The organism is Streptomyces sp. NPDC033174, assembly GCF_055577795.1.
In genome coordinates, this window is record NZ_JBVIPQ010000001.1 from 1,137,019 (window position 1) to 1,150,263 (window position 13,245).

A 13,245-nucleotide genomic window follows, 5' to 3' on the forward strand; every position below is an offset into this window, starting at 1 on the left:
GCTTGACAGCACGCCCGTCAGGTTGGGGAGTTGGATGCATGGAGAAGAGCCGTAAGCCGCGAACGCAGCGAGAGAAGTACGGGGAAGAGCTGAGACTTCGCCGGACGGCGGCGGGGCTGACCCAGGAGGCCCTGGGGGATCAGGTCGTCTGCTCGCCGACGCTGATCAGCCACTTCGAGGCGGGGAGGCGGCTGCCGAACCACGATGACGCACAGCGGATCGACCGGGCGCTCGGGACGGACGGGTTCTTCGCCCGCTGGCTGGAGGACCTGGAATCGAAGTGGAACCACTACTTCGCGGCCGTGGCCGAGCTGGAGCAACAGTCGAAGGTGATCCAGCAGTTCGCGCTCTCCCTGGTGCCCGGCCTGCTCCAGACGGACGGCTACGCGCGCGCCCTGTTCCGCGCCTACCGGCCGAATCACACACAGGAGGAACTTGACGAAGCCGTTGTCATTCGAACAAAGCGTTCCCGGATCCTCGACGGGCCGTTGAGCCCGGTTCTGTGGACGCTGCTTGACGAAGGCGTGCTCCGGCGCCGGGTCGGCGGACCTCAGGTCATGGCAGAACAGCTGCGCAAGATCGCTGACATGGCCGAGGCCGGGCGGCTGCGGATGCATGTACTGCCGTTCGGGGCCGGGGCGCACGCGCTCCTGGAGAGCCTGCTCACCCTCATGAGCTTTGAGGACTCGCCCCCGGTGGCCTACGTCGAAGGCTTTCTCACCGGGCACTTAATGGACGATCCGGCCCTGGTGAGCGCCAGCCAGACGGCCTACGCTCTTGCGCTGAGCGACGCCATGTCGCAGCAGGAGTCACTGGCCCTCGTCAGGGCGGCAGCAGAGGAACACGAACATGGTCAGCAATGAGCACACCGTCTCCGACTCGTCCGGCCTCACCGGGTGGTTCAAGTCCAGCTACAGCGGCGGCAGCCAGGGTGAGTGCCTTGAGGTCGCGCGTGGCCACGCCGGCGTGCCCGTACGGGACAGCAAGGCCGTCCACGGCCCGGCGCTGATCTTCTCGGCGGAGGGCTGGTCGTCGTTCGTCACCGCGGTCAGGGACGGCCGCATCGGCGCCTGACGCGTACGCCCGTCACGGGCCCGGACCGCGCGGCATGGGCCATGACGAGAAACTCAGGCCCGGTCGAGCAGGCCGGACAGGCCCACGACAGGACGCGCACCGGGCATGAGCAAGACCGCACTGGTCACCGCCCTGGAGGAGCATCCTGCCCTCCGTGAAGTCGTCGACGTCGAGGGGCCGTTCGCCTGCGTCGTCCACGTCTGCGGATATTCCGACGACAGCCGGGGCGCCTACGTCCATGCCCATTCCAGGACGGTCGAGCCGCAGACTATGACGTGGGGCCGAGCGGGGAGTCGAGCGCGCCGGGGCTGATGCGGTTCCACCTCGAGAACGGCTCCGTACCAGGACGCGCCGAATCACAGGAGCGGAAACCGGTGACGGTGTCCACACCGCCGGCATCGAGTTCCTGGCAGCTGCACAGAGGGGCCCGGTCCGCGGACCGGGCCCCACACCTTCCCCACCCAACCAAGGCCTCGCCGATCCCCCCGGATCCCTCCCCGGAGGCCTTGATGCCAGATACGACCGCCGTCACCCACAAAGGGTTGTACGGATGCGCTCAGTTATTTTTCGGCGGTCACGGCGAGGTACCGCGCGACCGTCTCCTCCAGGACCTCCACCCCCTCCCTCCTCCACAGCTCCTCGTTGAAGAGCTCCACCTCGATCGGGCCCTCGTACCCCGCCGCGTCGACCAGGCGCCGCCACTCCCCCAGGTCGATCACTCCGTCCCACAGCTGTCCCCGGCCGTTCAGGACTCCCGCCGGCAAGGGCGTGATCCAGTCGGCGAGTTGGAAAGAGTGGATACGGCCGCACGCGCCCGCGCGCGCGACCGCCGCCGGGGCCCGCTCGTCCCACCAGACGTGGTACGTGTCCACGACCACCCCGACCTGTTCGGCGGGGAAGCGCTCGGCGATGGCGAGCGCCTGGTCGAGGGTGGAGATCGCGCACCGGTCCGCCGCGTACATCGGGTGCAGCGGCTCGATGGCGAGCCGCACCCCCCGCTCGGCCGCGTACGGCGCGAGGGCGCCGATTGCCTCGGCGATCGTGGCGCGCGCCCCGGCCAGGTCCTTGGAACCCGGCGGGAGCCCGCCCGAGACGAGGACCAGGGTGTCCGTGCCGAGGGCCGCCGCCTCGTCGATCGCGGCCCGGTTGTCGTCCAGGTCGGTGGCCGTGGTGAAGAAACCGCCCCGGCAGAGGGTGGTGACGGTCAGGCCCGCGTCCCGCACGAGCCGGGCCGTCGCCTCGATCCCGTACGCGCGCACGGGATCGCGCCACAGCCCCACCCCCGGGATGCCCAGTCGTACGCACGCGGCGACGAGCTCCGGCAGCGGGAGCCTCTTCACGGTCATCTGGTTGATGCTGAGACGGGACAGGGTCACTGGTCCACTCCGTACACAGTGAGCAGGGACTTCATCCGCGCCTGCGCGAGCTCGGGATCGGGGAACAGACCGAGCCCGTCGGCGAGTTCGTACGCCCGCGCCAAGTGCGGCAGCGAGCGCGCGGACTGGAGGCCGCCGACCATCGTGAAGTGGTCCTGGTGTCCGGCCAGCCAGGCCAGCAGCACGACACCCGTCTTGTAGAAGCGGGTCGGCGGCGCGAAGAGATGACGTGACAACGGGACGGTCGGGTCGAGGAGTTCGCGAAAGCCCCGTACGTCCCCGGTGTCGAGGACGCGCACGGCCCGCGCGGCCAGCGGGGCGAGCGGGTCGAAGATTCCGAGAAGGGCGTGGCTGAAGCCGCGTTCGTCGCCCGCGATCAGCTCGGGGTAGTGGAAGTCGTCGCCGGTGTAGCAGCGCACACCCTCGGGGAGGCGGCGTCGCAACCCGCTCTCGCGTCCCGCGTCCAGCAGGGAGACCTTGACCCCGTCGACCTTGTCCGGATGCGCGGCGATGATCTTCAGGAAGGTCTCGGTCGCGGCGTCCAGGTCGGCGGAGCCCCAGTACCCCTCGAGGGCCGGGTCGAACATCGGGCCGAGCCAGTGCAGGATCACCGGCTCCGACGCCTGCCGCAGCAGATGGCCGTACACCTGCGCGAAGTCCTCGGGACCGCGTGCGGCGGCGGCGAGCGCCCGGGAGGCCATGAGGACGGTCTGCGCGCCGGCCTCCTCGACGAGCGCCAGCTGCTCCTCGTAGGCCCGGGTCACGGCCGGCAGGTCCGCGGGGACGGTGAGCTGGTCGGTTCCGACGCCGCAGGCGATACGGCCGCCGACCGCCTTCGCCTCGGCCGCCGAGCGGCGGATCAACTCCGCCGCGCCCGCCCAGTCGAGGCCCATCCCGCGCTGCGCGGTGTCCATGGCCTCGGCGACACCGAGGCCATGGGCCCACAGATGGCGGCGGAAGGCGAGGGTGGCGTCCCAGTCGACGGCGGCCGGGGAGTCCGGGTGGGTGTCCGCGTACGGGTCGGCGACGACATGGGCGGCGGAGAAGACCGTACGGGAGACGAGGGGGCCGCCCGGCGGGAGGATCAGCGGCTCGGTCCGGGGCTCGTACGTGCCGTACGGCAGGCGGACGGTCACAGCGTGAGCTCCGGCACGTCGTAACGGCGGCCCTCGGCCGACGACTTGATGCCGAGCTCGGCGAGCTGGACTCCGCGGGCGCCGGCCAGCAGGTCCCAGTGGTACGGCTCGTCCAGGGCGATGTGGCGCAGGAACAGTTCCCACTGGACCTTGAAGCCGTTGTCGAACTCGGCGTTGTCCGGCACTTCCTGCCACTGGTCGCGGAAGGAGTGCGTGACGGGCAGGTCCGGGTTCCAGACCGGCTTGGGGGTCGCGGACCGGTGCTGTACGCGGCAGTCGCGCAGGCCCGCGACGGCGGAGCCGTAGGTGCCGTCGACCTGGAACTCGACGAGTTCGTCGCGGTGGACGCGCACCGCCCAGGAGGAGTTGATCTGTGCGACGGCTCCGCCCTCGAGCTGGAAGATGCCGTACGCGGAGTCGTCGGCGGTCGCCGCGTACGGCTTGCCGCGCTCGTCCCAGCGCTGGGGGACGTGGGTGGTGATGTGCGCGTTCACACTGGTCACGCGGCCGAACAGCTCGTGCAGTACGTACTCCCAGTGCGGGAACATGTCGACGGTGATGCCGCCGCCGTCCTCGGCGCGGTAGTTCCAGGAGGGGCGCTGGGCCTCCTGCCAGTCGCCCTCGAAGACCCAGTAGCCGAACTCGCCGCGCACGGACAGGATCTCGCCGAAGAACCCGCCGTCGACGAGGCGCTTCAGCTTCCGCAGACCCGGCAGGAAGATCTTGTCCTGGACGACGCCGTGCTTGACCCCGGCGGCGCGGGCGAGCCGGGCGAGCTCAAGGGCGCCGGTCACGTCCGTGGCGGTGGGCTTCTCGGTGTAGATGTGCTTGCCGGCGGCGACGGCCTTCGTGATCGCGTCGACACGGGCGGAGGTGACCTGCGCGTCGAAGTACACCTCGACGGTTTCGTCCGCGAGTACGGCATCGAGGTCGGTCGACCACTCGGCGAGGCCGTGGCGCTCGGCGAGTTCGCGCAGCGCGTGCTCACGGCGGCCGACGAGGACGGGCTCGGGCCACAGGACGTCCCCGTCCCCGAGGTCCAGGCCCCCCTGCTCGCGCAGCGCCAGGATCGAGCGCACCAGGTGCTGCCGGTATCCCATCCGTCCCGTGACGCCGTTCATGGCGATCCGGACTGTCCTGCGTGTCACGAGAGTCCCTCCGTGCTGCCTCGTTACCGGATAGCAAGCGCTTTCTACGGGGCAGGACGCTAGCCTGCCGACAGCGCCCCGGACAAGGGGCTCGCCCGACTCTCCTCGGAGGAACGCGATGACCGTCACGCTGGCCGATGTGGCCGCACGCGCGCGGGTCTCCCCGGCCACCGTCTCCCGGGTGCTGAACGGCAATTACCCGGTAGCCGCGGCCACCCGGGAGCGGGTGCTGCGCGCGGTCGACGAGCTGGACTACGTCCTGAACGGCCCCGCGAGCTCGCTCGCCGCGGCCACCTCCGATCTCGTCGGCATCCTGGTGAACGACATCGCCGACCCCTTCTTCGGGATCATGGCCGGGGCCGCCCAGAGCGCCATCGGCGAGAGCGCGCTCGGCCGCGCGGGCGGCGAGAAGCTGGCCGTCGTCTGCAACACCGGCGGCTCCCCGGAGCGCGAGCTCACCTATCTCACGCTGCTCCAGCGGCAGCGCGCGGCGGCCGTGGTCCTGACCGGCGGAGCGCTGGAGGACCCGGACCACATCGCCGCGACGGCCGCCAAGCTGGCGAAGCTCGCGGACGCGGGGACCCGGGTGGTGCTGTGCGGCCGGCCGCCGCTGCCCGGCTGTGACGCCGTCGTGGCGGCGCTGGCCTTCGACAACCGGGGCGGCGGGCGGCGGCTCACCGAGCATCTGCTCGCGCTCGGCCACCGTCGGATCGGCTATGTCGCGGGCCCGGCCGAGCGCACGACGACGCGGCACCGCCTGGAGGGCCACCGCGAGGCGATGGCGGCGGCGGGGCTGGCGGAGGGCCAGGAGCGGGTGACCGTGCACGGGCCGTACGACCGCCGCTCCGGCTACGACGCCACCCTCGAACTCCTGCGCCGCGCCCCGGACCTGACGGCGATCGTGGCCGCCAACGACACGGTCGCCCTCGGCGCCTGCGCGGCCCTGCGCGACCAGGGCCTGCGCGTCCCCGAGGACATCTCGGTGGCGGGCTTCGACGACCTGCCGTTCTCGGTGGACGCGGTCCCCGCGCTCACGACCGTACGGCTGCCGCTGTACGAGGCGGGGGCGCGGGCGGGCCGGCTCGCGATGGGCACGGAGTCACCACCGCCGGGCGGCATCGCGACGGTCCCGGCGGAGCTGATGGCGAGGGGGTCGACGGCCCGGCCGCGGGGGTGAGGGGCTCTCGCCCAAGTGCTCCGAGCCGGCCGACGCCGTGGCCCTCGCCGTGGGTGCGCGGTGAGCGACACCGAGAGCACCCGCCGGACGGCCGCGCGGCCCACTCCTCCCGGTGGCAGCCCATCGTCTGCCTGTGGGAGGCCTGCGCCGGCGCCGCCACCGCGCCGACGTGGCCGTACCCACCCTCGCCAAGGCACTCGGCGACACCAACGCCGACGTCCGCAAGGCAGCCGTACCGACCCTGCTCCGCCCCGAGCACGAGGACGCTCGGGCCGTCCTGCAGAAGGCCATGAGCGATGCGGACGCCGACGTACGGGCCTGTACGGCCTGGAGCGTCACCACTGCTCGGCCAGCCTGAGCACCAGGACCAGCACCGCTGACGCCAGCGCGAACAGGACCCAGGCCGCGGCCCACGGCCGGCGTCCGTTCACCAGGTGCCCGACGGCCCCGGTGATCTCGACGGCGGCGCCGATCACCCCCAGGACGCCGATGACCGCCGCGGTCCAGTAGGCCCAGGCGTGCTCGCCGAGGTACCTCAGCAGCAGGAGGGCCGGAAGCAGGAGCACCGCCGGCCAGGTGTCGGCGCTGCCCGGAGTCCGGCGCTGTTCCGTCTGAGTTGCTGGAGCTTCCACGATGTCCCCCTGTATCCACGATCAAGGCCCGGCGCCCTGGAGGACGCCGGACCTTGATCGCGGGTTGCGAGCTCCCCCGGGGCGCCCGTCCAGGCGCCCCCGGGCGCGCCGATCAGACTGTCGCCGCCCCGTCCAGGCCCGTCGCCGACAGGACCGCGTCCACGGTTTCCTCCACCGACAGTTCGGCGTTGTTCACCCAGACCCCCTCCCCGAGCAGTTCCTCCTGCATCGCCTCGTCCAGCGCCGACCAGTCCGTCGAAAGGCGCTTGTCCCGCGCGAGGTTGCGCTCCCAGGCCGTCTTGGGGCCCGGCGCGAGGATGACGAGGTGCACCGGTCCGCTGCCGACGGGGAGCGTGGCGCGGTAGAAGTCCAGGTGGGACCGGCGTGCGACCACGTCGTCGATGACAGGGAGAAAGCCGGCGGCGGCGAAACTGCCCGCCAGGAGGCAGGCGTTGCGGGCGCGGAGGAAGATCTGCCGGTCCGCCTCCTGGTCCCCGGCGGGGTCCGGCCACCGCCCGCCCCGGACGATCAGCTCCTGGAGGCGGTCGACTTCGAGGTGCGCGGAGTGCGCGAAGCGGGCCGCGAACGCGGCGGCGACGGTCGACTTGCCGCTGCCGGGGATGCCGCTGAGGAGGACGACTCCGGGGGCCGGTTCACGATCGATGGGGACAAGATCCATGCCGGGACGATAGCGCGGACCGGCAGCGACGTCAGGGCCACCCCGGCCACCAACAGCGCCGCGGCGCACCACCTCAGGGGGCTGATCGCCTCGTCCAGGACCAGGGCCGCCGAGGTCATGCCCGCGACCGGGACCAGGAGCGAGAACGGGGCCACCGACGAGGCGGGGTACTGCCGGAGCAGGAAACCCCACGCCCCGAAGCCGAAGAGGGTGGTGATCCAGGCGACGTAGAGGATGACGCCCGCACCCGTCCAGTCCAGCGACCTCAGGGCGTCGAGGTCCCGCGACGGGCCTTCCGTCAGCAACGACAGGGCGAGCAGCGGGAGTACGGGCACGACGCTCACCCAGACCATGAAGTTGAGCATGTCCGGCGGGGCGGCCTTGCGGGTGAGGACGTTGGAGACGCCCCAGCAGGCCGCCGCGGCGACGCAGAGGGCGAAGCCGAGCAGCGGCCCGGTGGCGCCCTCGTCGACGGCCGCGACCCCGATGCCCGCGAGGGCGATCGCCATTCCCAACACCCGTATGCCGCTCGGTCGTTCGCCGAGGGCGAGGAAGGCGAAGAGGGTCGTGAAGACTGCCTGGACCTGGAGGATCAGCGAGGACAGGCCGGCCGGTGCACCCCGGTCCATGCCTGTGAACAGCAGGCCGAACTTGGCCACGCCGAGCACCAGCCCGACCCCGACGATCCACTTCCAGGCCACCTTCGGGCGGCCCACGAGGAAGACGGCGGGCAGCGCGGCGGCGAGGAAGCGCAGTGCGGAGAAGAGCAGCGGCGGGAAGTGGTCGAGGCCGATCTCGATGACGACGAAGTTGATGCCCCAGACGGCGGCGACCAGGGTGGCGAGGGCGATGTGGACGGGACGCATGGCTCGAGCATCGCCGCGCCACACCATGTAGCACCAGCGCCAATGTCTTCATGGTTGGATGAAGCGGCACTAATGAATGAGGGAGAGGGGCGGACATGCTCGATCTCGGACGGCTCCGCGCACTGCACGCCGTCTCCGTCCACGGTTCCGTCGGCGCCGCGGCGGCCGCCCTCGGCTACACCCCCTCCGCCGTCTCCCAGCAGATCGCCAAGCTGGAGCGCGAGACCCGCACGGTCCTGCTCGAACGCCAGGGGCGTGGCGTCCGCCTGACCGACGAGGCCCATCAACTCGCCAGTACCGCCCAGCAGTTGATGTCGATCGTGGAGGAGGCGGAGGTGCGGCTCGAAGAGCGCCGCGGGCTGCCCGCCGGGCGCCTGGCCATCGGCTGTTTCGCCAGCGCCGCCCGCGGCCTGATGCCCCGTGCCCTCGCCGAGCTGGCCCGCCGGCATCCCTCCCTCGACGCCCGCCTCTCCGAGGTCGATCCGCATCTGTCCATCGAACTCGTCGCCCGCGGCGCGATCGATCTGGCCGTGGCGCACGACTGGGACATCGCGCCGATGCCCGCGCCGCCCGGTGTCGAGCAGGCCGTCATCGGCGACGACCTGTGCGATGTGCTGGTACCGGCGGGGCATCCGCTGGCCTCCGCCGTGTCCGTACGCCGCGAGGAGCTGGCGGAGGAGCGGTGGATCTCGCAGCCGCCCGGGACGGTCTGCCACGACTGGCTGATGCGCACGCTCCGGGCGGCGGGCTGTGAGCCCCGCATCGTCCACCAGGCCGAGGAGAACCACACCCAGGTCGCGCTCGTCGCCGCCGGGCTCGGCGTGGCGCTCGTGCCCCGGCTGGGACGCGGAACGCTGCCTGCCGAGGTGGCGGCCGTGCGGCTGGACCCGGTGCCCAGGCGGCGACTGTCGGCGCTGTGGCGTGCGGGCGCGGCCCGCCGGCCCGCGATCACGGAGACCGTACGGACGCTGCAGGAGCTCTGGCCTTCGGTGGCCGGAGCCGAGAGCCGTTAGCCCGGCCCGCCGCGCCGCATCCTCGCCGCGACCACTCGGCCTTCCCCGCCGCTCATCGAGTGGTCTTTCTTGTGCGATCCCTTGACCTGGCAGTTAGTTTCCGACTATCCGTGACACCTTGGAAGTTTCCTTCACCACCCCCGTCCCCGTACGGCCGGAAGGAGCACCAGTGCACGATCGCCCCACCTCCAGACGCGCCCTGCTCACCGCCACCGCCGCCGTGGCCGCCGCCGCGGCAACCGGAGTCCTCACCCCCGCGACCGCCTCGGCCGCACCCCCCGACCTGCACCGCCTCCGCCGGCTCATCTCCCGGATGAGCCTGGAGGAGAAGGTCGGCCAGCTCTTCGTCATGCGGGTGTACGGCCACTCCGCCACCGCCCCCGACCAGGCCGACATCGACGCCAACCTCAAGGAGATCGGGGTCCGTACGGCCGCCGAGCTCATCGCCACGTACCACGTCGGCGGCATCATCTACTTCTCCTGGGCCCACAACACCCGCGACCCGCACCAGATCGCCGCCCTCTCCAACGGAATCCAGCGGGCCGGTCTCGCCCAGCCCACGCCGCTCCCCCTGCTGATCTCCACCGACCAGGAGCACGGCATCGTCACCCGCGTCGGCAAGCCCGCGACGCTGCTGCCCGGCGCGATGGCGCTCGGGGCGGGGGGTTCGCGCACGGACGCGCGCCGTGCGGCCCGGATCGCCGGCGCCGAGCTCGCCGCGATGGGCATCCGGCAGAACTACGCGCCCGTCGCCGACGTCAACGTCAACCCCGCCAACCCGGTCATCGGCGTACGGTCCTTCGGCGCCGACCCGCAGGCTGTCGCCGGCCTCGTCGCCGCCCAGGTGAGGGGGTACCAGGGCGCCGGGGTCGCGGCGACCTGCAAGCACTTTCCCGGCCACGGCGACACCGCGACCGACAGCCACTACGGGCTGCCGACCATCACCCACACGCGCGAGCAGTGGGCGGAGCTGGACGCGCCGCCGTTCCGGAGCGCGATCGCCTCCGGAGTCGACTCGATCATGACCGCGCACATCGTGGTCCCGGCGCTCGACCCGAGCGGGGACCCGGCGACGCTCTCCCGCCCCATCCTCACCGGCATCCTGCGTGAACAGCTGGGCTACGACGGTGTGGTGGTGACGGACTCGCTCGGTATGGAGGGCGTCCGCACCAAGTACGGCGACGACCGCGTTCCGGTGCTCGCCCTGAAGGCCGGTGCCGACCAGCTCCTCAACCCGCCGAAACTGGACGTCGCCTGGAAGGCCGTGCTGGAGGCCGTCAAGGACGGCGAGCTCACCGAGGAGCGCCTCGACGAATCGATCCTGCGCATTCTTCGGCTGAAGGCCGGGCTGGGTCTCTTCCACGACCCCTACGTCTCCGACCGGGACGTGGACCGGACCGTCGGAACCCGCGCGCACCTGGCGGCGGCCGACGACATCGCCGAGGCGACGACCACCGTGCTGCGCAACGAGGGCGGGCTGCTGCCGCTCGACCCGCGCACCCGGCCGAACCTGCTCGTCGTCGGAGCGGATCCCGCCTCGCCGACCGGCACCACCGGTCCACCCACCGCCACACTCGCCAAGGCCTTCGCCGAACTGGGCTTCACCGCGACGGCGTTGGCCACCGGGTCGGTCCCTGCCCCCGCGAAGATCGACGAGGCGTTGGCAGCGGCGGCCGGCAAGGACGTGATCGTCGTCGGCACGTACAACGTCAGCGCGGTCAGTACCCAGCGCACCCTGGTGACACGGCTGGCAGCCACCGGCGTGCCGGTCGTCACGGTCGCGATCCGCAATCCGTACGACATCGCCCAGCTCACCGGGCAGCGGGCGACCGTGGCGAGCTACTCCTGGACGGATGTCGAACTGCGCGCGGCCGCCCGCGTCATCGCGGGCCGCGCGGATCCCCGCGGCCGGCTGCCGGTCGCCATACAGCGCGCGGACGACCCGGCCAAGGAGCTGTACCCGGTCGGCTACGGCCTGAGGTACTAGCGTTCTGAGTCAGGAATTCTGTTCAGATAACCGGCGAGGGGGTGTGCGCGCCCGTTCCGAGCGGCGCGCACAGCCCCTCCCGCGTCAGCGGTCCCGCGGCCTTTCCCGCTTACGGGCGCAGGGTCTGCGCGCGCTCCACGCTCTTCTTGTCCAGGCGCTTGTCGAACGGCGCCAGCGGCTTCGCCTTCGCCGGGTCGGCCTGGACGGCCGCCGGAGCGACACCCGCCCACTGGAGGATCCGGGCCGTGGCCTTGGTGCGCTCGGCCTCGACCAGACCCGCCACGTTGGCGCCGTGGTTGGCGCCGGGGGCGGCGTAGACATAGCTGTCACGGGCGCCCTTGCCGAGACGGAACCGCTCGGCTCCCCACGGGTCGTTGGCGCCGTACACGAAGAGCATGTGGGTGGCGTGGTGCCGGACCCAGCTGTCGACGTCCCGCATGACCTGCGGCTTGGCCTTCATGGGGATGGCGGCCGGCACGAAGTTCCGCGGCGGCTGGTACCCGTACCGGCTCAGACCGGCCAGGTGCGGCAGCGTGATGGTGGGCGAGCCCAGCTCGGTGCCGGCCTGGTAGTAGTACGGCGTGTAGGGCTCGAGGCCCTGGTCGGTGTAGAAGGAGAAGCCGGAGATCGCGTCGACGCTGTCCCAGATCTGCTGGTCGGACGCGGTGGCCGCGTCCGGGACCGACGCGCAGTCGGCGAGCAGGCTGTACTGCCAGAAGGCCCAGACGTAGTCGAGGACGACGGCTTCGTACGCCTTGTCCAGGCTGCCGACGGTGGCGAAGGTGTAGCCGTTCTCGGCCGCGTACTGGGTGTACTTGGCCTCCAGCGGCTCCCGGCGGACGAGCGCCTCGCGCTGCACGGCGTTCAGCTTGTCGCGGCACTCCTTGGTGCCGACCTTCTCGAAGAACCGGTCGTAGGCCGAGTCCTCCTTGTTCACCACGTCGTTGGGCGCCACATAGGCGACGACGCCGTCCATGTCGCGGGGGTAGAAGCGCTCGAAGTAGGTGGCGGTCATGCCGCCCTTGGACGCGCCGGTGGCGATCCAGTTCTTGGTGTAGATCTGCTTCAGCGCGGTGTGGATGCGGTGCTGGTCGGTGGCGGCCTGCCAGATGTTCAGCTGCGACCAGTCGGCCGGCTGGGGCCGGGACGGGGTGAAGAACCGATACTCCATGGAGACCTGGTTGCCGTCGATGATGGCCGTCGGCTCACTGCGGCGCGGAGTGGTGCTGACGTGGTAGCCGGAGGTGAAGAAGACGGTCGGGCGGCTGGTGTCCTTGTGCAGCAGGGTGATGCGCTGCTGGAAGGTGCCCTTTCGCGGGTCCCGGTGGTCCACCGGCTGGGTGTAGTTGAGGACGAAGAAGCGGTAGCCGGTGTAGGGCTTCTCCTCGATCAGGGTCATCCCGGGAATCGCCAGGATGCGGTCCTTGATGTCCGTGGCCTCGGCCGTCGGTGTGGCCGTGCCGGTGGCTGTGCCGGTGGCCGGTTCTGCGGCGGTGGCCGCACCGGCCGCACTCACGGTGCCGATGAGCACCACGAGTGACAGCAGCCACCTCAGCGTCTTGCGCATTCATCCTCCCCTGTGGTCACGACGTTCGCCGTGAACCTAGCGGGATGAACGCGCCCGTCGCCAGACCCAGTTGGACCAGTCGGCCGGACGGACCGTCAGCACAGCACCCAGCCGGTGGACGCGCTCCGGCCGGCGACCGTGCCCGTGGCCCGTACACAGCGGTTGAGCGCGTGGACGGTGACGGGACCCGCCTGCCGGGTGAACCGGCCGCTGTCGACGACGGCGCGGCCGCCTCGCGGCTGGAGCGAGACGGACATGTCACGCCGCGCGCCGGGGGACTTGGCGAGCGTCAGCGCGCAGACGTACTGCCTGCTCTTGTAGAGACGCAGCTCGCCGGTGGCGAACTGGACGGTCTTGGTCGGCCGGCCGTTGCACAGCGAGGCAGCCCCGGCCCCCGAGACGCCCGGTCCGGCGAGCGTGAGGGCCGCCGCCGCGATCACCACGGCCAGCAGGTGCGTCAGCAGTCGGCGGGTCCTGGCCCCGGCCCCGGTCGCCATCCTGAACACACGCGCCCCCCGGCTCGTCTGAAGTACGTACATGCGTACGACGCAGCAGGAGCGCGTACGGTTGCGCGCTCCCCCGCCCGCCCC

The 13,245-nt window shown here is 71.6% G+C and carries 15 protein-coding genes; 7 read left to right on the forward strand and 8 right to left on the reverse strand.

The window, feature by feature from the left end:
• The first annotated feature begins 38 nt into the window (after positions 1-38).
• The 3 genes from ACZ5VC_RS05120 to ACZ5VC_RS05130 all read left to right on the forward strand — a co-directional run bounded on the left by ACZ5VC_RS05120 (position 39) and on the right by ACZ5VC_RS05130 (position 1,386).
• Positions 39-863: a helix-turn-helix domain-containing protein gene (locus tag ACZ5VC_RS05120; RefSeq protein ID WP_469118697.1), complete on the forward strand. Its 825-nt coding sequence runs from the start codon at positions 39-41 to the stop codon at positions 861-863.
• Entirely contained in the window at positions 850-1,074 is a 225-nt protein-coding gene (locus ACZ5VC_RS05125; protein ID WP_469118698.1) for a DUF397 domain-containing protein, read from the forward strand. Before ACZ5VC_RS05120 ends, ACZ5VC_RS05125 begins: the two co-directional genes overlap by 14 nt.
• A 105-nt stretch (positions 1,075-1,179) precedes the next feature.
• Positions 1,180-1,386, forward strand: coding sequence for a hypothetical protein (locus ACZ5VC_RS05130; RefSeq protein WP_469118699.1), 207 nt, complete (start codon positions 1,180-1,182; stop codon positions 1,384-1,386).
• A gap of 248 nt (positions 1,387-1,634) precedes the next feature.
• Here ACZ5VC_RS05130 and ACZ5VC_RS05135 read toward each other — a convergent pair whose 3' ends face one another.
• The 3 genes from ACZ5VC_RS05135 to ACZ5VC_RS05145 are packed head-to-tail and all read right to left on the reverse strand — an operon-like array spanning position 1,635 to position 4,734.
• Complete coding sequence (locus tag ACZ5VC_RS05135) at positions 1,635-2,420, reverse strand: sugar phosphate isomerase/epimerase family protein (RefSeq protein ID WP_469118943.1); 786 nt, start codon at positions 2,418-2,420, stop codon at positions 1,635-1,637.
• Between the two features lie 26 nt (positions 2,421-2,446).
• A complete protein-coding gene (locus ACZ5VC_RS05140; protein ID WP_469118700.1) occupies positions 2,447-3,586 on the reverse strand; it encodes a dihydrodipicolinate synthase family protein in 1,140 nt (379 codons plus the stop codon).
• Positions 3,583-4,734, reverse strand: a complete 1,152-nt coding sequence (locus tag ACZ5VC_RS05145) for a Gfo/Idh/MocA family protein (protein WP_469118701.1) — start codon at positions 4,732-4,734, stop codon at positions 3,583-3,585. Before ACZ5VC_RS05145 ends, ACZ5VC_RS05140 begins: the two co-directional genes overlap by 4 nt.
• 118 nt (positions 4,735-4,852) lie before the next feature.
• Between ACZ5VC_RS05145 and ACZ5VC_RS05150 the strand changes: the two genes are divergently transcribed.
• Both ACZ5VC_RS05150 and ACZ5VC_RS05155 read left to right on the forward strand, forming a co-directional pair.
• Complete coding sequence (locus ACZ5VC_RS05150) at positions 4,853-5,911, forward strand: LacI family DNA-binding transcriptional regulator (protein WP_469118702.1); 1,059 nt, start codon at positions 4,853-4,855, stop codon at positions 5,909-5,911.
• Positions 5,912-6,023: 112 nt separating this feature from the next.
• Positions 6,024-6,269: a HEAT repeat domain-containing protein gene (locus ACZ5VC_RS05155; protein ID WP_469118703.1), complete on the forward strand. Its 246-nt coding sequence runs from the start codon at positions 6,024-6,026 to the stop codon at positions 6,267-6,269.
• Here ACZ5VC_RS05155 and ACZ5VC_RS05160 read toward each other — a convergent pair.
• The 3 genes from ACZ5VC_RS05160 to ACZ5VC_RS05170 all read right to left on the reverse strand — a co-directional run bounded on the left by ACZ5VC_RS05160 (position 6,247) and on the right by ACZ5VC_RS05170 (position 8,088).
• Positions 6,247-6,543 (reverse strand): hypothetical protein, encoded by a 297-nt coding sequence (locus tag ACZ5VC_RS05160; protein WP_469118704.1) that lies wholly within the window; start codon positions 6,541-6,543, stop codon positions 6,247-6,249. The genes ACZ5VC_RS05155 and ACZ5VC_RS05160 overlap by 23 nt on opposite strands.
• 112 nt (positions 6,544-6,655) lie before the next feature.
• Complete coding sequence (locus tag ACZ5VC_RS05165; RefSeq protein ID WP_469118944.1) at positions 6,656-7,165, reverse strand: AAA family ATPase; 510 nt, start codon at positions 7,163-7,165, stop codon at positions 6,656-6,658.
• The gene (locus tag ACZ5VC_RS05170) at positions 7,072-8,088 is read right to left on the reverse strand and encodes an EamA family transporter (protein WP_469118705.1); all 1,017 of its coding nucleotides are present in this window, start codon (positions 8,086-8,088) and stop codon (positions 7,072-7,074) included. Before ACZ5VC_RS05170 ends, ACZ5VC_RS05165 begins: the two co-directional genes overlap by 94 nt.
• A 95-nt stretch (positions 8,089-8,183) precedes the next feature.
• Between ACZ5VC_RS05170 and ACZ5VC_RS05175 the strand changes: the two genes are divergently transcribed.
• Together ACZ5VC_RS05175 and ACZ5VC_RS05180 are read left to right on the forward strand one after the other, a co-directional pair.
• Entirely contained in the window at positions 8,184-9,101 is a 918-nt protein-coding gene (locus tag ACZ5VC_RS05175; RefSeq protein ID WP_469118706.1) for a LysR family transcriptional regulator, read from the forward strand.
• Between the two features lie 169 nt (positions 9,102-9,270).
• Positions 9,271-11,088: a glycoside hydrolase family 3 protein gene (locus ACZ5VC_RS05180; protein ID WP_469118707.1), complete on the forward strand. Its 1,818-nt coding sequence runs from the start codon at positions 9,271-9,273 to the stop codon at positions 11,086-11,088.
• A 109-nt stretch (positions 11,089-11,197) separates the two neighbouring features.
• On the opposite strand, the gene ACZ5VC_RS05185 is transcribed toward ACZ5VC_RS05180, so the two are convergent.
• Together ACZ5VC_RS05185 and ACZ5VC_RS05190 are read right to left on the reverse strand one after the other, a co-directional pair.
• Positions 11,198-12,655: a S28 family serine protease gene (locus ACZ5VC_RS05185; RefSeq protein ID WP_469118708.1), complete on the reverse strand. Its 1,458-nt coding sequence runs from the start codon at positions 12,653-12,655 to the stop codon at positions 11,198-11,200.
• Positions 12,656-12,750: 95 nt separating this feature from the next.
• Positions 12,751-13,152, reverse strand: coding sequence for a hypothetical protein (locus ACZ5VC_RS05190; protein WP_469118945.1), 402 nt, complete (start codon positions 13,150-13,152; stop codon positions 12,751-12,753).
• Positions 13,153-13,245: the final 93 nt, after the last annotated feature.

Coding starts and splice junctions, on each gene's coding strand:
- ACZ5VC_RS05135 (WP_469118943.1), bottom strand. CDS start 2,420: ATGACCGTGAAGAGGCTCCCGCTGCCGGAGCTCGTCGCCGCGTGCGTA.
- ACZ5VC_RS05190 (WP_469118945.1), bottom strand. CDS start 13,152: ATGGCGACCGGGGCCGGGGCCAGGACCCGCCGACTGCTGACGCACCTG.
- ACZ5VC_RS05150 (WP_469118702.1), top strand. CDS start 4,853: ATGACCGTCACGCTGGCCGATGTGGCCGCACGCGCGCGGGTCTCCCCG.
- ACZ5VC_RS05170 (WP_469118705.1), bottom strand. CDS start 8,088: ATGCGTCCCGTCCACATCGCCCTCGCCACCCTGGTCGCCGCCGTCTGG.
- ACZ5VC_RS05130 (WP_469118699.1), top strand. CDS start 1,180: ATGAGCAAGACCGCACTGGTCACCGCCCTGGAGGAGCATCCTGCCCTC.
- ACZ5VC_RS05185 (WP_469118708.1), bottom strand. CDS start 12,655: ATGCGCAAGACGCTGAGGTGGCTGCTGTCACTCGTGGTGCTCATCGGC.
- ACZ5VC_RS05125 (WP_469118698.1), top strand. CDS start 850: ATGGTCAGCAATGAGCACACCGTCTCCGACTCGTCCGGCCTCACCGGG.
- ACZ5VC_RS05175 (WP_469118706.1), top strand. CDS start 8,184: ATGCTCGATCTCGGACGGCTCCGCGCACTGCACGCCGTCTCCGTCCAC.
- ACZ5VC_RS05120 (WP_469118697.1), top strand. CDS start 39: ATGGAGAAGAGCCGTAAGCCGCGAACGCAGCGAGAGAAGTACGGGGAA.